Source organism: Serratia plymuthica NBRC 102599, assembly GCF_001590925.1.
In the GTDB taxonomy this organism is placed as follows: Bacteria; Pseudomonadota; Gammaproteobacteria; order Enterobacterales; family Enterobacteriaceae; genus Serratia; species Serratia plymuthica.
This window is the reverse complement of the sequence record NZ_BCTU01000001.1, coordinates 327,563-345,574: the sequence shown is the minus strand read 5'-3', so window position 1 is coordinate 345,574 and position 18,012 is coordinate 327,563. Positions and strand designations below refer to the sequence as shown.

21 protein-coding genes are annotated in these 18,012 nt (G+C 55.1%); 10 read left to right on the top strand and 11 right to left on the bottom strand.

Features of this window, described 5'->3' with window-relative positions:
* Positions 1-5: 5 nt before the first annotated feature.
* The gene (locus SPL01S_RS01475; RefSeq protein WP_063197152.1) at positions 6-1,391 is read left to right on the top strand and encodes a CoA transferase; all 1,386 of its coding nucleotides are present in this window, start codon (positions 6-8) and stop codon (positions 1,389-1,391) included.
* A 1-nt stretch (position 1,392) separates the two neighbouring features.
* On the opposite strand, the gene SPL01S_RS01470 is transcribed toward SPL01S_RS01475, so the two are convergent.
* Positions 1,393-2,265 (bottom strand): LysR substrate-binding domain-containing protein, encoded by an 873-nt coding sequence (locus tag SPL01S_RS01470; protein ID WP_063197150.1) that lies wholly within the window; start codon positions 2,263-2,265, stop codon positions 1,393-1,395.
* A 101-nt stretch (positions 2,266-2,366) separates the two neighbouring features.
* Here SPL01S_RS01470 and SPL01S_RS01465 point away from each other — a divergent pair, with 101 nt between their 5' ends.
* Together SPL01S_RS01465 and rcsA are read left to right on the top strand one after the other, a co-directional pair.
* Positions 2,367-3,782 carry a pyridoxal phosphate-dependent decarboxylase family protein gene (locus SPL01S_RS01465; protein WP_063197148.1) on the top strand — a complete coding sequence of 472 codons (1,416 nt, stop codon included), beginning with the start codon at positions 2,367-2,369 and terminating at the stop codon, positions 3,780-3,782.
* Between the two features lie 765 nt (positions 3,783-4,547).
* Positions 4,548-5,177: a transcriptional regulator RcsA gene (rcsA, locus tag SPL01S_RS01460; protein WP_063197146.1), complete on the top strand. Its 630-nt coding sequence runs from the start codon at positions 4,548-4,550 to the stop codon at positions 5,175-5,177.
* Between the two features lie 230 nt (positions 5,178-5,407).
* On the opposite strand, the gene dsrB is transcribed toward rcsA, so the two are convergent.
* Positions 5,408-5,608 carry a protein DsrB gene (gene dsrB / locus SPL01S_RS01455; RefSeq protein ID WP_006326209.1) on the bottom strand — a complete coding sequence of 67 codons (201 nt, stop codon included), beginning with the start codon at positions 5,606-5,608 and terminating at the stop codon, positions 5,408-5,410.
* 346 nt (positions 5,609-5,954) lie between these two features.
* On the bottom strand, positions 5,955-6,167 hold the full coding sequence (gene cspE / locus SPL01S_RS01450; protein WP_004946278.1) for a transcription antiterminator/RNA stability regulator CspE: 213 nt from the start codon (positions 6,165-6,167) through the stop codon (positions 5,955-5,957).
* Between the two features lie 548 nt (positions 6,168-6,715).
* Here cspE and SPL01S_RS01445 point away from each other — a divergent pair.
* The 4 genes from SPL01S_RS01445 to SPL01S_RS01435 all read left to right on the top strand — a co-directional run bounded on the left by SPL01S_RS01445 (position 6,716) and on the right by SPL01S_RS01435 (position 8,975).
* Positions 6,716-7,087: a hypothetical protein gene (locus SPL01S_RS01445; protein ID WP_063197144.1), complete on the top strand. Its 372-nt coding sequence runs from the start codon at positions 6,716-6,718 to the stop codon at positions 7,085-7,087.
* A gap of 249 nt (positions 7,088-7,336) precedes the next feature.
* Complete coding sequence (locus SPL01S_RS25425; protein ID WP_006326216.1) at positions 7,337-7,453, top strand: FeoB-associated Cys-rich membrane protein; 117 nt, start codon at positions 7,337-7,339, stop codon at positions 7,451-7,453.
* Positions 7,454-7,595: 142 nt separating this feature from the next.
* Positions 7,596-7,805: a hypothetical protein gene (locus SPL01S_RS01440; protein WP_006319262.1), complete on the top strand. Its 210-nt coding sequence runs from the start codon at positions 7,596-7,598 to the stop codon at positions 7,803-7,805.
* 162 nt (positions 7,806-7,967) lie between these two features.
* Positions 7,968-8,975, top strand: a complete 1,008-nt coding sequence (locus SPL01S_RS01435; protein ID WP_063197142.1) for an NAD(P)H-quinone oxidoreductase — start codon at positions 7,968-7,970, stop codon at positions 8,973-8,975.
* A gap of 38 nt (positions 8,976-9,013) precedes the next feature.
* On the opposite strand, the gene SPL01S_RS01430 is transcribed toward SPL01S_RS01435, so the two are convergent.
* Positions 9,014-10,096 carry an endonuclease/exonuclease/phosphatase family protein gene (locus SPL01S_RS01430; protein WP_063197140.1) on the bottom strand — a complete coding sequence of 361 codons (1,083 nt, stop codon included), beginning with the start codon at positions 10,094-10,096 and terminating at the stop codon, positions 9,014-9,016.
* A gap of 110 nt (positions 10,097-10,206) precedes the next feature.
* Positions 10,207-11,259 carry an SDR family oxidoreductase gene (locus tag SPL01S_RS01425; RefSeq protein WP_062871243.1) on the bottom strand — a complete coding sequence of 351 codons (1,053 nt, stop codon included), beginning with the start codon at positions 11,257-11,259 and terminating at the stop codon, positions 10,207-10,209.
* Positions 11,260-11,370: 111 nt separating this feature from the next.
* Here SPL01S_RS01425 and SPL01S_RS01420 point away from each other — a divergent pair, with 111 nt between their 5' ends.
* A complete protein-coding gene (locus SPL01S_RS01420; protein ID WP_063197138.1) occupies positions 11,371-12,303 on the top strand; it encodes a LysR family transcriptional regulator in 933 nt (310 codons plus the stop codon).
* 3 nt (positions 12,304-12,306) lie between these two features.
* On the opposite strand, the gene SPL01S_RS01415 is transcribed toward SPL01S_RS01420, so the two are convergent.
* The 5 genes from SPL01S_RS01415 to SPL01S_RS01395 all read right to left on the bottom strand — a co-directional run bounded on the left by SPL01S_RS01415 (position 12,307) and on the right by SPL01S_RS01395 (position 15,333).
* Positions 12,307-12,699 (bottom strand): YidB family protein, encoded by a 393-nt coding sequence (locus SPL01S_RS01415; protein WP_062871245.1) that lies wholly within the window; start codon positions 12,697-12,699, stop codon positions 12,307-12,309.
* Between the two features lie 93 nt (positions 12,700-12,792).
* Entirely contained in the window at positions 12,793-13,041 is a 249-nt protein-coding gene (locus SPL01S_RS01410; RefSeq protein ID WP_013813563.1) for a GlsB/YeaQ/YmgE family stress response membrane protein, read from the bottom strand.
* Between the two features lie 15 nt (positions 13,042-13,056).
* Positions 13,057-13,254 carry a glycine zipper domain-containing protein gene (locus SPL01S_RS01405; RefSeq protein WP_063197136.1) on the bottom strand — a complete coding sequence of 66 codons (198 nt, stop codon included), beginning with the start codon at positions 13,252-13,254 and terminating at the stop codon, positions 13,057-13,059.
* 351 nt (positions 13,255-13,605) lie between these two features.
* Positions 13,606-14,508: a LysR family transcriptional regulator gene (locus tag SPL01S_RS01400; RefSeq protein WP_063197134.1), complete on the bottom strand. Its 903-nt coding sequence runs from the start codon at positions 14,506-14,508 to the stop codon at positions 13,606-13,608.
* A 51-nt stretch (positions 14,509-14,559) separates the two neighbouring features.
* On the bottom strand, positions 14,560-15,333 hold the full coding sequence (locus SPL01S_RS01395) for an SDR family oxidoreductase (RefSeq protein WP_062871248.1): 774 nt from the start codon (positions 15,331-15,333) through the stop codon (positions 14,560-14,562).
* A gap of 268 nt (positions 15,334-15,601) precedes the next feature.
* Here SPL01S_RS01395 and SPL01S_RS01390 point away from each other — a divergent pair, with 268 nt between their 5' ends.
* A complete protein-coding gene (locus SPL01S_RS01390; RefSeq protein WP_013813567.1) occupies positions 15,602-16,018 on the top strand; it encodes a VOC family protein in 417 nt (138 codons plus the stop codon).
* Between the two features lie 53 nt (positions 16,019-16,071).
* Here SPL01S_RS01390 and SPL01S_RS01385 read toward each other — a convergent pair whose 3' ends face one another.
* Positions 16,072-16,266 (bottom strand): hypothetical protein, encoded by a 195-nt coding sequence (locus SPL01S_RS01385; RefSeq protein ID WP_006326225.1) that lies wholly within the window; start codon positions 16,264-16,266, stop codon positions 16,072-16,074.
* 153 nt (positions 16,267-16,419) lie between these two features.
* Between SPL01S_RS01385 and SPL01S_RS01380 the strand changes: the two genes are divergently transcribed.
* Positions 16,420-17,982 (top strand): sensor domain-containing diguanylate cyclase, encoded by a 1,563-nt coding sequence (locus SPL01S_RS01380; protein ID WP_063197132.1) that lies wholly within the window; start codon positions 16,420-16,422, stop codon positions 17,980-17,982.
* Positions 17,983-18,012: the final 30 nt, after the last annotated feature.

Below are 18,012 nucleotides of genomic sequence, written 5' to 3'. Positions count from 1 at the left end.
TACTGATGCCTACCCTTACCCAAAAGCTGCTCGAAGAAATCTGGCAAAGCCTGAGCCACACCCCTCCTCCTGTGAGCCAATTGGCGGTCAGCGGCGAAGGCGAACTGGCCAGCGCATTCCCGGTGACCGAACTGGCTACGGCCTGTTGGGGCGCCGCCGGCCTGGCCTGCGCCGGGCTGTTGCAACAAAGCAAAGGCGGTATGCAGCAGGCATTGGTCGATCGCCGGCTGGCTTCGCTGTGGTTCGGTTGGACCTTACGGCCGCTGGGGTGGCAACTGCCTGCCGCCTGGGATGCGCTGGCGGGCGATTATGCCACTCGCGACGGCTGGATCCGTCTGCATACCAATGCGCCGCATCACCGCAAAGCGGTAGAGCGGGTGCTGGGGCCGCATCAGGATAAAGGCACGCTGGCGCAACGGGTGCTGGAGTGGCAAAAAAGCGAATTGGAACAGGCGGTGATAGAGGCCGGTGGCTGCGCGGCGGAAATGCGTTCGGTCGAGGCGTGGCGGCAGCATATTCAGGGCAAAAGCGTCGTACAAGAGCCGTTAATCCATCAAACGCGGCAACCTGAAGCCCCGCCCCCTGCCTGGACGTTGCCGGCCGCCAGACCGCTGCACGGCGTGCGGGTGTTGGACCTGACGCGGATTATCGCCGGGCCGATCGCCACCCGCTTTCTGGCCGGGTTGGGTGCAGACGTATTGCGTATCGATCCCTACGGTTGGGATGAACCGGGCGTCGAGCATGAAGTGCTCCTCGGCAAACGCTGCGCGCGCCTGAATCTGAATAACGCCCACGATCGCCACACCTTTGAGCACCTACTGCAAAACGCCGATGTCATCGTGCATGGCTACCGCGCCGGCGCGCTGGAAAAATTGGGCTATGGTGCGGAACAACGGCGTACGTTGTCACCGGGGTTGATCGACGTCTGTCTGAACGCTTACGGCTGGAGCGGCCCGTGGCGTGGGCGGCGCGGCTTCGATAGCCTGGTGCAAATGAGTTGCGGGTTGGCGGCATCAGGTATGACGTGGAAAAACGCCGCCATGCCGGTGCCATTGCCGGTACAGGCACTGGATCACGCTACCGGTTACCTGATGGCGACGGCGGTGCTGCATGGCATGCGCGAGCGGCTGGCGCGTGGCACCGGTTACAGTGCACGGCTGTCCCTGGCCCGCACCGCACAGATGCTGTTCGATAATCCTTATCCGCTGGAGCACCTGTCAAAGCCGTTGGCGCCGGTCACCGAGGCCGATGAAAACCCGGAAACCGAGTTGACCCATTGGGGTGCTGCGCTGCGCCTTTGCGCCCCGCTGCATCTGAACGGGACTGCGCTGCAATGGGCCCTGCCCGCTACCGCTCTGGGCACTTCCCAGCCGGAGTGGCTGCGTCGCTGATTCAGGCCAATTGGCGTTGTAACCAGTGTAATAACTCTTCGACCGCCGGCGTCAATCCCGCGGTCTGTGGCCAAACCAGGTAAAAATCGCCATTATCCAGATGCCTGGCCTCGGCCAGCGCCACCAGCCGCCCCTCCGCCAGGGCATCACTGACCAGCAGCCTTTTCACCAGCGCAATGCCGAATCCCTGCTCGGCCGCACGGATCAGCAAACCGGCGTCATTGAACAACGCCATTTGCTGACCGTACTCCCCCTGTTGCTGCGCCGCGAACCACCTGCGCCACGGCGTAACATCATGCTCCAGCAGCGGCGTGCGCGGTGAACCCTTGTCGAATGCCGCCTGCCACTGTCGCGCCAACTCAGGGGTGGCCACCGGTACCACCTCTCCGGAAGCGATACGCTGTGCCTGCAAGTTCGGCCATTGGCCCTCGCCAATACGGATAGCCGCATCAAACCCCTTACGCGACAGATCCTGCACCGCCAGAGAAGCGTCGATATCCAGCGCAATGCCGGCGCAGGCCTCGCGGAAAGCGGGCAGTCGCGGCATTAACCAATAGTGTGCGAAGGAAGGCAGTACGCTGATGTGCAGCCTGTGGCTTTGCGCAATACGCCTGACGCGGCCAATCCCCTGTTGCAGCGCCTGTAGCGCCGGTTCCGCCACCGCCAACAGTTCGCGGCCGGCGGCGTTCAAACGCAACCCGCGCCCGTGTCGTTCAAACAACGGGCAGCCGATAGCCTGTTCGAGCTGCTGGATCTGTTGACTAACCGCTCCGTGGGTCAGATGTACCTGCTGCGCGGTGGCGCGCAAATTCTCCAGTTTGGCGGCAATCACAAAAGTCGGCAGGGTATGCAAGGGAACACGCTCATTAAGCATTGGTTAGTCCAGCTATCCAAAAGGGTCATTTTTCATCGATTTTCGCACTAAAGCAAATGCTCTAAGGTGTCACCCTTATCCTCTTCTCTCCGGAGCCACAGATGCACCCTCGCTTACAGCAGGATCTTGACCAATTTCCACAAATACTCGACCGGACCCGCCAGTTGGCAGAGGGGTTTCTTGCCGGGTTGAAACAGCGTCCGGTTTACCCTCCTCTTGAGGCCCAACAGCTGCAGTTGGGCGACGACCAACTGGCGGACAGTGGCAACGGCGCTTTGGCGACGCTGGAGGATTTCTGGTTACGCTATGCCGAGGGCCTCTCAGGCAGCGCCGGGCCGCGTTATTTTGGCTTTGTCACCGGCGGCGCTACTCCGGCCGCGCTGGCGGCGGATTGGCTGGTTAGTGCCATAGACCAAAACAGCCTACTGAGCCACGACACCGTGGCCGCAGCGATTGAGCTGGCCACTATTGAGCAATTGAAGTCGTTGCTGGGTTTACCGAAAGCATTTAGCGGCAGTTTTGTCAGCGGGGCGACCATGGCCAACTTTGTCGGCATCGCTATTGGCCGCCAGTGGCTGGGGCAACAACGAGGAATTGATGTCGCCGAACAGGGATTGGCGGCATTAGGGCCAATACAGGTGCTGTCGGCGAATGCCCATTCCAGCAGCGTGAAGGCACTCAGCATGCTCGGGATCGGCCGCGATGCGCTGAAAATCGTCGATTGTCTGCCGGATTCCGAAGCCATGGACACCGCAGCTCTGGAACGGCACCTGGCCGCCAGCAATGGCGCACCTGTCATCGTGCTGGCCAGCGCCGGCACGGTCAACACCGTGATCTTCGACGATTTGCCGCGCCTGCTGGCACTGCGCGAGCGCTACCCGTTCTGGTTGCACGTTGATGCCGCGTTTGGCGGTGTCGCCGCCTGTTCACCGCACTACTCCCCGCTGTTGACCGGCTGGGAGCAAGCGGATTCAATCACCGTTGACGCACATAAATGGTTGAATGTGCCCTATGACAGCGCCATTCAATTCACCCGTCATTTGGAACTGCAGATGCAGGTTTTCCAAAACCATTCGGTCTATATGGAAGCGCCGACGTTGCGCCCGGACGACTACCTGCACCTGACGCCGGAAAACTCACGGCGTTTCCGCGCCCTGCCGTTATGGATGGCGCTTAAGGCCTATGGCCGCAGCGGCATGCAAGACATGGTTGAGCGTAATATCCAGTTGGCACGCCGGTTGGGCGCAGGGTTGGATGCCAGCGAGGGTTTTCATCTGCTGGCGCCGGTCAATTTGAACGTGGTGTGTTTCGCTCTCAGTAACGTTGAAGGGGATGCCGCGGCCGCACGGGATCGCTTTATCGCCCGGCTCGATCGACATGGCATAGTGCGCTGCACCCCCACGCATTATAACGGGCAACCCGGGATCCGCGCCGCATTGGTCAATTGGATGACGGAAGAAGAAGATATCCGCCTGGCGCTGGAATCGTTGCGACACTGCCTGCCAGAAGCATTTTAATCACCACGTTTAGGGCGCCCTTGCGGCGTCCTGCTTTATCATTGTTATTGCTACCAACATACTGCAAGCAGCAGGCCCGGCGCATTGTCCCCTTATCGCCCCTCTTCAGCGCCACACTGGCCACAATGGGCAAAATAGTTCAGAGAAACCAATTAATCACGCTCTGACATTTCTCACATTTCGTGGAATAGCACATATAGCTACATCAACTCGTTGTTATAACGCCTGTTTCCTTAACAAAGAACCGGTTCCATGTTAACTCAATGTGAGCGTTGGATATCGCAACTGATAAAAAAAGAAAAAATTCTTATTATCAAATACGAGAATAAAACAAATAATATATTGATATATAATGATAATTTTGTAAAAAACAAGACTTGTCAGTTCTCAATGCGATGAAAAATCAGACTGAAAAATGTTAAAAAAACAACACATGAATTTTTTTTAAGAATTTTCCTAGCAATTTAAAATTTCATTTCGTGACATGATGCGCAGATTCAATCATAACGATGCCCACAGGCACGCAGCTCAAGCATAAGTTAGCGTTATAGACTGGCTATTTGTCGGTTAGCAGATTATTCTGACTTAAGCTAAACTTATAGGTTCATGCAATTAATTAGTTTAGAAAGAAAATATCGTTGAGTGCCGTCGTGTTTATTGATAGAACACTGGCTATACGTGAAATTTTGTTCCATTTTTTGCCTTTAGGCTTCAGGCTTTTTCTTTTTGTTACCGCGGTAAAACGGATTTAAGTGGGGGTGCGATATGCCAACGATCATTATGGATTCATGCAGCTATACCAGATTGGGTTTAACAGACTACCTGACAACACATGGAGTAAAAAAACGCCAAATTAATGCCATCAACGATATCGACGATCTGCATGAAAAATGCAGCAAGTTGAAACCCAGCCTGGTGTTTATTAACGAAGATTGCTTTATACACGAAGCCGATGCGACAGAACGTATAAAGCGGGTGATTTCACTGCACCCGGACACCTTATTCTTCATCTTTATGGCTATCACCAACGTGCATTTTGACGATTATTTATATGTTCGTAAAAATGTCATTATCTCGTCAAAATCCATCAAGCCAGAGACTATGAATCAGCTACTTAGTCACTATCTTGAGAAAAAAGCCAGTCGTACGGAAAAGACCTCATTTGACCAAACGCCCGTTACGCTGAGTCAAACAGAATCAAACATGTTGCGCATGTGGATGTCGGGTCAGGGAACCATCCAGATATCCGACCAGATGCAAATTAAAGCCAAGACCGTCTCTTCCCAGAAGGGAAATATCAAAAGAAAAATTAAAACGCACAACAAGCAAATTATTTATCATGTTGTCCGTTTAACCGACACCTTAACCAGTGGGATATTTGTCAATAGCCGCTAGGTAAAGAGATTTACCGTGTATTCTGCTCAGCCTTGGTTTTAAATGTCTTACAACCAGTCATCCTGGATATAAAACATTTAAATAACCTCATACCTGCTCGCGACGACATTTTCGGCCGCGGCGGGTATTCCCGCAGCAAAAATAGCCCCTCCCCTCCGAAATAGTAACCTTGCGAAAAACTTGCTGATTAAATTAATCCGTTGGAGAGATATTGGCTCTTTGCCGAGCGCCTACCGGGTTCCGCCCTGTCTCAGCTCGACGAAGGTGCCGTCCCGGCTGTCAATCTCGTTGAAAAACCAGACGCCGGCAGGATACTCATCCAATGCGACCAGGTACATTATCCCTTCATTGAATTCTTCTACCGCCAGTATCACCCCTTCACGCCTCAGTTCACCGTCAGTTTTAACCGTTACCAGATCGTTAACTTTCATACTGTGCCCCATCATTTATCATTGATGTCAGTGTATTACAGAATAAGGTGCGAAAAACACTGTGCCGTGCCGGTAAACCCGCAGCTCGCCCGTTTTAGTGCTTTTCTAAAGCGTAGCAGGCCGCCGCACCAACATGTTTTTTCACTTTCTTAACGTTTTGACCGCAGAATCTTAAGACCGTAAAGGATAGGCTGTTCACAGGTGCTTCCCCCCAGAGAGGTACCTGCAAATGAAGAAGTAACAAGGAACTTTTGCCCGCAGACTTGCGGGCTTTTTTTTGCCTTCGGCAAATTGCAGGCACAAAAAAACCCGCCTTGGCGGGTTTTTGTTAATCAGCAGAAGCCGATTAGATAGCGGTAACGTTAGCCGCTGACGGACCTTTAGCACCGTTCTCGATAGAGAACTGTACGTTCTGGCCTTCAGCCAGGGTCTTGAAGCCTTGATCCTGGATAGCAGAGAAGTGTACGAACACATCTTTGCTGCCGTCTGCTGGAGTGATGAAACCAAAACCTTTAGACTCGTTGAACCACTTCACTTGACCTTTGATCATGTTAGACATGTCTAATTCCTTCAATATTAAATGTAAGCCACCATGGGCATATGATATAGCCGGTCATCAGTTACTTATGGAGGCACTAGAAAGGAAATTCGTCAGAGAAGAGCTATCTAGGATAACGCTTTAAATTTGAACTACTTTACTCAAAATGTCGTGCATAAATAGGTCTGTACCACAGGCCGAGAAGCATTAACTCATGACAGGACTTTAATAGCAACTCTTTTTATCAGCCCCTCTGTAGAAACGGGGTTAAATGCACAGAATTTAACCCAATTTGTTTAATTTTTCAGCGTTATCTACCGTATTTGCCCGATAATGACGGCCAGGCACAGCCAAAAATTTTTTTTAATTTCACCCAGGCCAAGTAGCCACCTTGTTGAGATTGAACACAATTTCGCCTTTCAGGCTGTCACCGAACCTGGTCCGATGCCTGATAAAGAGCAATTGTTTATGGCGCAGCCTCAAAAGAAGACTCCCACAGCCATAAATGATAGTCATTCTCGTTGAGCTGTTTTATAGTTGCGCCGCGTAATGATGAAGGGAGATCGACCATGCTTAGAAAGCGTACGCTGGCAGCATCCTGCTGCACTGCCCTGTTGATGCTGAGCGCCTACTCAGCCCAGGCGCTCGATTTATCTTATACCGCGCCGGAGCCGAGCCCCACTCCTGCGCCCGTGCCGCAAAGCGCGCTTGGCCCGGCAGCTAAAACGGCCAAGCCACCGGTTGTCTGGTCTGAGTCAGAGGACAAAACCGGTTTTCGCGTTGAAATGGAATGCGATCACCCCGGTTGCAGCCGTCCGCGCGCCAAACCCTATTCGGCACTTAGCGGCCCGGTGAAAAAAACCGATCGTCTCCGCCAATCCGATCCTTACTCCACCAATCAGGATCCCGATTACAGCCTGAATATGGGCTATCAGTGGTAGCTGAGCTTTAAGAGTTATCCCTATATCTGCCGCTGCGGGGAGTTCATACAATGGCGCCGTGTTCACCACTCCTCCTGGTGCTGAGCATGACAAGCTGTGTTGTAAATTTTTATGCGCCTTCCTATAGGCGCTTTTTTTATGTCTAAATATCAACACTCTGCTGCGTTACAGAATGGTCTCATTGCGCGATAACGTGATAACTGTCACAAATAGCGGCTCCTTAGCCACTCTTTATCGGAGGTTAGTCTCATGGCGACAGAATATATGTCTTTACTGGCGGTTTTGGCCGGCATTGCAGGATATGCGCTGTACAAACACTTTAAATCACAGAAGAAAAGCACGCTGATTCGTCCGCACGATCGTTGACAGAACAGAGGGGAGCATAACCCCCGTGTTATGCTCCAGGCCACACAACCGTTCACTGTCATGCTTCCATCACAAAATTGTCACAATTCAGCCATATGATGGTCCCCGATTATCCGCACTGGCTTACACCAAGGATTTCGTTATGACCACCATTAAAGCAACAAACCACCAGGAAGCAGAAAAGCTGATCCGTTATGGAACAGCCAAGAAAATCGAACTGGCTTATGACATCGACAGCGACGACTTTTTCCAGCTCGCCAGTCTGTGGTGTGATAAAGGCGCCAAGATCTCCAAAGGGAAAGAGCACTTCATCGTCTCACTCAAAGGTTTCCGCATTCCGCCAAACGACTGATACCATGCCGCCCCTACGGCGGCTCCCCTCTTCTGCCCCCCTAAAAACCGCCCTATGATCCACATTCTCTCGTCGGCATTTCTGTAAGATAAAATATGAATTACAGCAGGTGCTTATCTACACTGTTCACTGTGCCTGAACGCCAATCGGAGGAGAATGACCATGTCAGTAAACCCGCCACTGCCCAACACCATGAAAGCGATCGAAATCAGCCAGCCGGGCGAACCGGAGGTGCTGGTTGTCGCCGAGCGGCCATTGCCGACGCTGCAACAAGGTGAGATTTTGGTGAAGGTCGCCGCCGCCGGGGTTAACCGGCCCGACGTTATGCAACGCCGTGGCCAATACGCGCCGCCAGCCGGTGCATCGGATATTCCCGGCCTCGAAATAGCCGGTGAAGTGGTTGCCATCGGCGTTGGGGTGAAAAATTACGCCATCGGCGATCTCGTGTGCGCCCTGATTGCCGGCGGCGGCTACGCCGAATACTGCAAAGTGCATGAGAGCAATGCGCTGCCGGTGCCTCAGGGCATGAGCCTGACGGAGGCGGCAGCCATCCCTGAGACCTTCTTTACCGTCTGGGTCAACGTGTTCCAGCGCGGGCATCTAAAAGCCGGTGAAACCGTGCTGATCCACGGTGGCACGTCAGGCATTGGTACCGTCGCCACCCTGCTGGCGAAAGCGTTCTGCGCCCGCGTGATCACCACCGTCGGCTCCGAGGAGAAACGTCAGGCCAGCCTGGCACTGGGTGCCGATGTGGCGATTAACTACCGCAACGAAGACTTCGTCGAGCAGACCAAACACGCGACCAACGGCAAGGGCGCAGACGTGATTGTCGATCTGATCGCCGGGGATTACGTGGCGAAGAACTACCAGGCGGCGGCGATGGATGGGCGCATTGTGCAAATCGGCACCCAGAACGGCGTGGTCAAAGAACTGAACCTGATGCCGCTGCTGCTCAAACGTCTGACTCACACCGGCTCAACCCTGCGCGCGCGCAGCGTGGAAGATAAGGCGAAAATTGCCGCCGATTTGCAGCAGAAGGTGTGGCCGCTGCTGGAGCGCGGCGCGTTAAAACCGCAGATATTCAAAACGTTCCCGCTGGAACAAGCGGCCGCAGCGCATGCGTTGATGGAATCCAGCATGCATATCGGCAAGATTATGCTGACCCTCTAAAGAGAGACACCCCGCAGCCGATGCCGCGGGGTGATGTTTCAAGCGCCCGGCGTATGCACGTCCTCTGGCGAAGAACCGGTGTTGGCCAGTTTTTCTTGCGCCAACGCTTCATCTTCGCCGTCTTTCTCCAGGCTTTCCTGTTCAGCCCCCTGCTTGGGCGCGTACACCAGTTCCACCAGAATCGGGAAGTGATCCGAACCGACGTGGGTTAAACGACGCAGCGAGCCGAGCACAAAATCATCGCTGTGGAACACATGATCCAGCGGCCAGCGCAGGAACGGATAGCCGGCATGAAAGGTGCTGAACATGCCGCGACCGCGACGCGGATCCAACAGACCGCTGACTTTAAGGAACAAGCGGGTAGTGGTCGACCAAGCCACATCGTTCAGATCACCGGTCACAATCGCCGGGAACGCCGATTTGGCAACACTTTTTCCCACCATGACCAGCTCGGCGTCACGATCTTCCGACTCGTCATTCTCGGTGGGGCTTGGCGGCATCGGATGCACGCAGTGCAAGCGCACCTGCGGCCCTTGCGGCAAATGCACCATCATGTGCATCGACGGAATCTCTTTATCTACCAGGTACTGAATTTCCGCATCGCTGAGTTTCAGCCGCGAATAAACATGCATGCCGTAAAGATTATCCTGCGGGCATTTCAAACTGTGAGGATAATCTTGTTCCAGCGGCGCCAGCCGCTGCTCCCACCAACTGTCGGTTTCCACCACCACCAGCACGTCCGGCCGTTCGGTCGCCACCAACGCCAGCAGTTTATCCGCCTGCCGATTGGGGGTTAACACATTGCACACCAGAAGGCGCAAACGCGGCTTGTGCTGGTAGCCGGTAAAGTCCACTACCTGGGGCTTGCTCAGTCGGGTATAAGGGAAGATCCATACCCCCTGATACGCTACACAGGCCAGATTCACCGCTATCATGCCCCACACCAGCGGCGAGGACAGAGGCAGAAAAAGCAGGTTAAGCAGTAACACCGATAATGACAGCGCCAGTATTTGCAGGCGTGGAAAATCCCACACCCGAATCCACCAGGCTGTATGCTTTGAGAGTGGCGCAATGGTCACCAGCGCCAGCAAAAGCGTCAGTATGGCGGTAATCCCCGTCACGTTTATTTCCTCATCATCCTCCAGGCCGGTCGGGCTGACGGCCTCTCTGGCCGCCCGACCGGGCGGCAGCCAAAGAGTGCCATAAAAAGCGCCCGCCCCGCCAGCAGGCGCTAGGGAATAATCCTTCTGCGCCGGAACTCGTCAAACAGCGTGAAGAACATCGCCTCGGTTTCGACAAATTGGGTGAAACCAAAACGCCTCGCCTTGCTGCCGTCGGCAAACATGTCGTAATCCCACGAGAAAACAAAATCGGCAAAGCGCCAGCCGGTCACCGCATGGTAATCAGTCACCGCCAAATCATGCTGCTGCGCGAGGGTCGCCCACAACGCGGTTTTATCCGCCATCATCTGTTCCAGTGACATCGGCAGCGGCGGCGCCGTCTCCAGGCCAAAATAATCGGCAATTTTCGGCCACATCTCGCTCCAACGGAACAGATCGCCATTATTGATGTTAAACGCCTGATTGGCCGCTGCAGGCTCGGTCGCCGCCCACAGCGTAGCCCGCGCCAGCAGGCCGGCATCGGTCATTTCCAACAGGCTGTGGTAAGCCCCCGGTTTGCCGGGAAAACGCAGCGGCAGCCCCAGCGCCTTGCTGATTGAGGCATAAACGGCAACGGTCAGCGCCAGGTTCATTGGATTGCCGAGCGAAAACCCGCCGACCACGCTGGGGCGAATCGCGCTCCAGCGCCAGCGTTTGCCCTGCTGTCGCCGCTCAAGGTAGTGCTGCTGATCCACGTTGAACTCCGGTGGCATATGTCCGGCGTCACTTTCACGCGCCGGGGTTTTAAATGGCCCCAGATGCGCGCCATAAACCTTGTAGCCCTGCATCAGGCTGATGTGCTCCAGCCCTTGCGCTACCGGCTCGACCGCGTCTACCACGTTCGTCAACATCGCCAGATTCGGTACCACCAGCCCCGCCCAGTCCGGCGCGTCCTGATAAGCGGCATAGAAAATATGGCTGACCTGCGTTAGAGGTTGCAGCGCGTCGCGCGTCGCCTGTGCATCCAGCAGATCAACCGCCAGATAACGCACTTGCGGCCGGTCCACGCCACCGCGCCGCGACAGACCAACCACTTGCCAACCCTGCACAACCAGTTCCTCAATCAGTTTATGGCCGATGACACCATTAGCGCCGACCACCAGCGCCAGTTTGCCGTTTTGCATGCTCTCTCTCCTGCCAGGTATGGATGCGCCCACTGTGAACGATTAGCAAAACTTGCGGTAGACGCCATTTTCAACTAACACTTATAAGCAAAACCTATAAGTGGAGCATCGATGGACAAGCTGAGCGCCATGAAGACTTTTGTCCGCGTAGCGGAGCTGGGCAGCCTCTCGGCGGCGGCCCGCGATCTGGGGTTGACGCAACCGGCGGTCAGCCAGCAGATCGCCGGTCTGGAACAGCAATTGGGCACGCAGTTGCTGTTTCGCAGCACCCGCGCCGTCTCCCTGACCGATGCCGGCGGTGGTTATTACCGGCAAATCAAACCGATTTTAGCGGCGGTAGACGAAGCGGAAGAGGCGCTGCACGGCCTGAACCAGCGGTTGCAAGGAAACTTACGCATTCATGCACCCACGGGGTTCGGCCAGCAGCATCTGACGCCGCTGGCGATCGCCTTTCAACAGCGCCATCCGGAGCTGAATATTGAGTTACTGCTGGACGATCGTCGGGCAGATGTCATCGGCGAGGGCATTGACGTAGCGATTCGCTTTGGCGAACTGAGCGCGCCGGGCACGGTGGCACGGCGGTTGGGGGAATTACAGCGTATTCTCGTGGCTTCGCCGGCTTATCTGGCGGCGCATGGCACACCGCAAACACCGACCGCATTGGCGGCCCATGCACATATTCGTTACAGCGGCCTTAGCGACGGCGATGCGCTGACGTTAATCGGTCCTCAGGGCGCCGAGATGGTGAACGTACGGCCGGTATTCCGCGCCAACAACACCTTCTCGCTGCTGGCCGCCATCGAGTCTGGTTTGGGTATCGGCGGTGCGCAACGGCCGCTGATTGGCCGGCAGTTGGCGGCCGGTACGCTGGTACAGGTATTGCCTGCCTGGCACTATCCGCCGATGGCGCTGCATGCCGTTTACCCCGCCGCGCGGTTTATTCCCGGCAAAGTGCGGGCATGGGTAGATTATTTGCTGGGAGCGTTGGAGGGCATTGAAGGCATTAGGCTAAACAAGGCCCCCGACTCGATGCCGGGGGCCTAAGCGTTATTTGAACAGCTTACCGACCATATCGCCCAGTTCGTTGCTGTCCTGCTGCACTTCGCCATTTGGCGATGCGGCGTCAGTCACCGACGGCAGGAACTGCGCGATGGTGCTGGAAGCCTGAGCAGGATCGATCCCCAGCTTTTCGGCCAACTGGTTGATGGCATCGCTGCCCAGCGCCTGCTGAACGTGATCGCCGCTGATCGGCTGGTTTTCACCGTTGCCCAACCATGAGCCGACCACATCGCCAAATTGCCCCTGGCGGAACTTGTCCAAAATCGCCTGCAGGCCGCCTTGCTGCTCGACCCATTGCATGATAGCGACGTAATCCAGGCCTTTGCCGCCGTTAGCGCCGCCACCCAGAATACTGCCCAATACGTTATCAAACAGACCCATGGTCATCCCCTTCTGGCCGCCGGCCCAGGCCGCGCGACCGTTATGATTTAACGAAAAAGGGTCGCCGCAGCGACCCTGTTGATCAGCATCTGACTAGCTTCTGACCTTTCTGTAGACAAAAAGTACCACCAGGGCACCGATTATTGCGACAACGAAGCTGCCCAGGTTAAAGCCATCTACGCGACCCATACCGAAGAAGGTACTGATATAGCCGCCAACTACCGCACCGATGACCCCGAGGATAACAGTCACGATAAAGCCACCGCCGTCCTTGCCCGGCATGATCCATTTAGCCAGGATACCGGCGATTAAACCAAAAATGATCCAGGAAATGATGCCCATTTTTACTCTCCCTATTTACTTTTTGCCTAAAAGAAAACCTACCACCAGGCCCACAACGGCGCCGGCGCCAACCCCAGCCCAGGGGTTGTCCTTAATGTAAGAACAGGAGTGACCGGCAACCTCTTTCAAACCGGCCCGCACTTCGCATGCAGCAGATTTTGTACTGCCGCACAGCTGTTCCACATTGTCTTTAACGTCATTTTTAACTGACATTTCATATCCTTAAGTTAACATAGCCGAAAAATTCGCACCTATGTTTCCCTATGCTTGCCGTTACCGGCAGCGCGATACAGGGTGATTCGCGACAAACACGCAGCTTCACACTGTTACTATAGTCAAATATCAGCAGTTTACACATTTCCGTCTGTCTGAATTTAGCTGTACAAAAAACAATCTAATTCATCTGACTGTCATTTCCGCGGGCTATACTTGAAGTGAATATTTCCGCTGGAGATAGGCAATGAACAATACGCCATTCATGCTGATACTGGCTGTCATCTATACCTTTGCCGCCTTCTGGGATGGGTCTGCCGCGCAGTTGCTAATGTAATCTCGCGCCCCGATTCAACTTTCGCAAAAAGGTTTGATTAAACGGCCGAACCACTCAGCAAACGCCGTGAAACGCGCCGAACGCTGTCGCCGGTGGGGATAAAGCAGCGCAATGCTCATCGCCGATGGCCGGGCCTGCGGCAGAATCTCTCGCAGGCTGCCGTCATCCAGATGATGCTGGAGATCGAATCGCGGGTTCTGAATCATTCCCAGCCCTTCCAGACAGCAGCCGATATAATTCTCCGCATTGTTGACCGTCACCCGGCTACGCAGCGTTTTTTCAACCGATTGCCCTTCCTGCTCCCACTGCCAGGTCTCCGCGCCCGCCAGATTAGGCTGCGCGTACCCCACCACCCAATGCTCGTCCAGTTGATCGGTATGCTCCGGCGTCCCGTAGCGCCGCAAATAATCCGGGCTGGCGCAATTGACCATGCTCAAACGGCCAAGCGGCTGGCTGACCAGGCTACTGTCGCTGAGGCTGCCGACACGCACCACGCAGTCTACCCCCTCCTGAATCAAATCGATCGAGCGGTCGCTGGCGCTAAGGAAGAGTTGAATATCGGGATATTGCAGGAAAAAATCAGGCAGCGCCGGCACGATGATTCGCCGGGCAATGCGGCTGGGCACATCGACCGTCAAGCGGCCGCCTATCGGCCCGTTTTTCTGCTGAAACAGCGTGTCCAGCACATTCACGTCGAACAGCAGGCTGCGCGCTTTGTCGAGCAGCAGCTCGCCGTCGCTGGTCAACTGTACCTTGCGGGTAGTGCGATGAAACAGGCGCGCGCCCATTTCATGTTCCAACTGTTGGATCGCCGCCGACACCGTGGTTTTTGGCATCAGCAGGATGTGCGAAGCGCGGATAAAACTGCCCACCTCGGCAACCTGGATAAAAACCCGTAATCTCCCTATCTTATCCACCGGCAGTGCATCCTGAAAAAAGCTGCGGCGGTTTGCCGCAGCAAATTGATATTAACGGGTAGTATAGCCACCGTTGGCGAACAACGTCTGCCCGGTGATCCACCAGCCGTCGGTGACCAAAAACTTGACGATAGGCGCGATGTCCTCAATATCGGTCAGGCCGGTTTTCGAGAACTTGCTCAACGCGGCGGCACTGCTATGGTATTCCACCGCGTCCTTGCTTTCCTGCCCATAGAAGAACGGCGTATCCATCGGGCCGGGGCCGATGGCGTTCACGCTGATGCCACGCTCGCCAAACTCCTTGGAAGCCGCGCGGGTAAAGTGTTCCACCGGTGCCTTGCTGCCGGGGTACACCGCATAAAACGGCGTATAGGCCGCCAGCAGCGAACTGACGATGGTCACGATACGGCCATTGTCCGCCAGGTGTTTGCCTGCTTGCTGAATGAAAAAGAATGCCGCTTTGGCATTGACGTCAAAACTGGTGTCGTAATCCGCCTCAGTCACCTCGGCGATCGGCTTTTTGATCACCAGACCGGCGGTATTGATCGCAATATCCACCTTACCGAACGCCTTAATCCCTTCCTCAAACAGATGCGCCACGTTGGCCGGCCGGGTCAGATCGCCCTGCACCGCTATCGCCTGCGCCCCCGTCGCTTTCACCGCGGCCAGGGTTTCTTCCGCCGCCGCACGGGTCGCGTCGCTGTTGTAATGCACCACTATGGCCGCCGCGCCGTTGGCCGCCAAATCGCGTGCTACCAGGCCGCCCAGGTTCTTCGCGCCGCCGGCGATCAGCACCACTTTTCCATTCAAAGATTGCTTACTCATGACCATGACTCCGTTAGTGAAAGTTGCAACGAGTATAGGAACCCTGACCGCTCAGATAATCTGTCCAAATCGGGATGAACCATCCCACTTTTTCGCTCAATTTGTTTGGCCGCATACCAAAGCGCCAGAGCGTGATCGTCCACCGGGCATTCACCGCGAATCGCACTACACTTGTAAGTCACCTGCGGCAATAGTTGCCCAGAGAAATTATTTATCCCCGCCCTCGGGCCGGTTTACAGCCTGACGGGCCATAACCGAGGTCAATGTCATGTTGATTCAACCTTATTTATTTTTTAACGGTAATTGCGAGCAAGCGGTGAATTTCTACGCCCAGCAACTGGGCGGTAAAATTGAAATGATCATGCGTTACAAGGAAATGCCCGAGGAAGCAAAACAAGGTGGCCCACAGGATGCCGATCCGGAATCCATCATGCATGCAAGGTTGCTGATTGGTGAAAGCGCGCTGATGGCCTCCGACGGCTGCCCGCAGGATGGCGCCGACGCGTCACATAAAGGATTTTCCCTGTCGCTCAACCCAAAAGACGTGGAACAAGGGCGTGAACTGTTTGAAAAGCTGTCGCAGGGCGGACAGGTAACCCTGCCTTATGGACCCACTTTTTGGGCCAAGGGGTTTGGCATGCTGACCGACCAATTTGGCGTCAATTGGATGATTAACGTTGAATAATGCCACCTCATCGCGGTGCCCACGGCCTCTGACGGACACCGCGCCTTCGGCAATCAGCTATAGTGATGCCAGTCGTAGGCTGCCATGGCGAACAGTGCAAACAGCCCCGCCAGCAGCACCAGTCCTAAGCGCCAGTAAGGCGATTTACGTCGCCGCCAGGCAAAAAACATCATCACCGCCAGCACGCCCAACGTGACCGGGTAATACACCGCCAGCGTCAGTAAAGTAATAATGATGGTGTCAGACACACTCGCGATCCTCTGGTTTTCGGGCGGTTTTGAACGAATCGTAACATCTGCCGAGGGTAACTTGTTTAAGGGAGTAGTGGTCAGCAGAATTAACGAATAAGATGTAAGATAGTTCTTAACTTTATTTAAAAATCACACAGTAAAAAGGGTTACATGACACAGCAGCAACCGCAGGATGCCGATCTGCCGCGCAACGGTAAAAATTCCCCGTTATTATTTCAGGCTGGCGTGTTTGTCATCATCGTTGCCGCCACGCTGATTCTGTTTAACGTTTGGCAAATTTGGAATGCGCATCAGCGCGAGCTGAAAAGCGCCGAATATGAATCCGCCAATCTGGCACGCTCGCTGGCGCAACATGCCGATGACACTTTCTTGCAAGTGGACAGTACGCTGTCCGATCTGACCGAACGCATTCAAACCGACGGTCTGGGCCAGCCGCAGCAATTGAGGCTGCAAAAGTTGATGCAAGGAGAGGTCGGCAATCTGCCTCAGTTGCATGGCCTGTTTATTTATGATTCGCACGGCAGTTGGATAGTCACCTCTTCAGGCAGGTTCGTGCAGGGCGCCAACAATGCCGATCGCGAGTATTTTAAATACCACCTCGAGCACAACAGCAACGCGATTTATATCGGCAAGGTGGTGCGCAGCCGTTCAACCGGCGATTTGATCATTCCGGTGTCACGCCGTTTAAATCACCCGGACGGTAGCTTTGCCGGCGTGGTGCTGGCGACGCTGTACGTCGATTATTTCCGCCAGTTTTACGACACCTTTGCGCTTAACAGCGACGCCGCGCTCAGCCTGCTGCTGGCGGATGGCACCATTCTCTACCGCCGCCCTTATTCCGCCGCGTCGATCGGCAAAAATATCTCTCAGGGTGTGCTGTTCCGCGAAATCCTGCCGCATTCCGAATTCGGTAATGCCACCATCACCTCGCTGTACGACAAGGTGGAAAGGATTTATGGCTATTCAAGGGTCAGCCGCTATCCGTTGGTGATCACCGCCGGGCTGTCGAAGGAAGACGCGCTGGCCGACTGGCGCAACGATTCCGGCCTGTTTGTGGCCGGAGGCGCCACGCTGCTGGCCATTTTGTTGGCGTTGGGGCTGGTGTTGATGCGGCAGATAAACCACAGCGTGCGCACCGAAGCCGAACTGATGCGCACCCGCGATCAGCTCACCAGCATCAACCTGCGGCTTGAAGAGCTGGCGTTGCTGGACGGCCTGACCGGGCTGGCCAATCGCCGCCAATTTGATATCGCCTTAAAGAACGAACTGGCGCGCGCGGCGCGAAACTACCGCAGTGTGGCGCTGCTGATGTTGGATATCGACTATTTCAAGCAGTACAACGATATCTACGGCCACGTCGCCGGCGACCAATGCTTGCAGCAGATCGGACAAATGCTCAAGGGGCTGGCCAGCCGCAGCAATGACATCATGGCCCGCTATGGCGGTGAAGAAATGAGCATCATACTGCCGGATACCGACGCCCAGGGGGCGCTGATTTTCGCCGAACGCGTGATGCAGGCGGTGCGTGAACTGAAGATACCGCATCAGGGGAATCCGCACGGCGTTATCACCCTCAGCATTGGCATCTGCGCCAAAGTGCCGCATATGTACAACGACACGCCAATTGGTTTTATCAATATGGCGGACAGCGCGCTGTATCAGGCCAAAAAAGAGGGTAAAAACCGCATCGTCTGCAACAGCGCGGCGGTTTAACCCAGCCCCATAGTGATACATGACCGGCAA

Excerpts from the sequence above, each read along its gene's own strand:
- SPL01S_RS01475 (WP_063197152.1), top strand. The coding sequence starts at position 6 with ATGCCTACCCTTACCCAAAAGCTGCTCGAAGAAATCTGGCAAAGCCTG.
- SPL01S_RS01470 (WP_063197150.1), bottom strand. The coding sequence starts at position 2,265 with ATGCTTAATGAGCGTGTTCCCTTGCATACCCTGCCGACTTTTGTGATT.
- SPL01S_RS01465 (WP_063197148.1), top strand. The coding sequence starts at position 2,367 with ATGCACCCTCGCTTACAGCAGGATCTTGACCAATTTCCACAAATACTC.
- rcsA (WP_063197146.1), top strand. The coding sequence starts at position 4,548 with ATGCCAACGATCATTATGGATTCATGCAGCTATACCAGATTGGGTTTA.
- dsrB (WP_006326209.1), bottom strand. The coding sequence starts at position 5,608 with ATGAAAGTTAACGATCTGGTAACGGTTAAAACTGACGGTGAACTGAGG.
- cspE (WP_004946278.1), bottom strand. The coding sequence starts at position 6,167 with ATGTCTAACATGATCAAAGGTCAAGTGAAGTGGTTCAACGAGTCTAAA.
- SPL01S_RS01445 (WP_063197144.1), top strand. The coding sequence starts at position 6,716 with ATGCTTAGAAAGCGTACGCTGGCAGCATCCTGCTGCACTGCCCTGTTG.
- SPL01S_RS25425 (WP_006326216.1), top strand. The coding sequence starts at position 7,337 with ATGGCGACAGAATATATGTCTTTACTGGCGGTTTTGGCCGGCATTGCA.
- SPL01S_RS01440 (WP_006319262.1), top strand. The coding sequence starts at position 7,596 with ATGACCACCATTAAAGCAACAAACCACCAGGAAGCAGAAAAGCTGATC.
- SPL01S_RS01435 (WP_063197142.1), top strand. The coding sequence starts at position 7,968 with ATGTCAGTAAACCCGCCACTGCCCAACACCATGAAAGCGATCGAAATC.
- SPL01S_RS01425 (WP_062871243.1), bottom strand. The coding sequence starts at position 11,259 with ATGCAAAACGGCAAACTGGCGCTGGTGGTCGGCGCTAATGGTGTCATC.
- SPL01S_RS01420 (WP_063197138.1), top strand. The coding sequence starts at position 11,371 with ATGGACAAGCTGAGCGCCATGAAGACTTTTGTCCGCGTAGCGGAGCTG.
- SPL01S_RS01415 (WP_062871245.1), bottom strand. The coding sequence starts at position 12,699 with ATGGGTCTGTTTGATAACGTATTGGGCAGTATTCTGGGTGGCGGCGCT.
- SPL01S_RS01410 (WP_013813563.1), bottom strand. The coding sequence starts at position 13,041 with ATGGGCATCATTTCCTGGATCATTTTTGGTTTAATCGCCGGTATCCTG.
- SPL01S_RS01405 (WP_063197136.1), bottom strand. The coding sequence starts at position 13,254 with ATGTCAGTTAAAAATGACGTTAAAGACAATGTGGAACAGCTGTGCGGC.
- SPL01S_RS01395 (WP_062871248.1), bottom strand. The coding sequence starts at position 15,333 with ATGAGTAAGCAATCTTTGAATGGAAAAGTGGTGCTGATCGCCGGCGGC.
- SPL01S_RS01390 (WP_013813567.1), top strand. The coding sequence starts at position 15,602 with ATGTTGATTCAACCTTATTTATTTTTTAACGGTAATTGCGAGCAAGCG.
- SPL01S_RS01380 (WP_063197132.1), top strand. The coding sequence starts at position 16,420 with ATGACACAGCAGCAACCGCAGGATGCCGATCTGCCGCGCAACGGTAAA.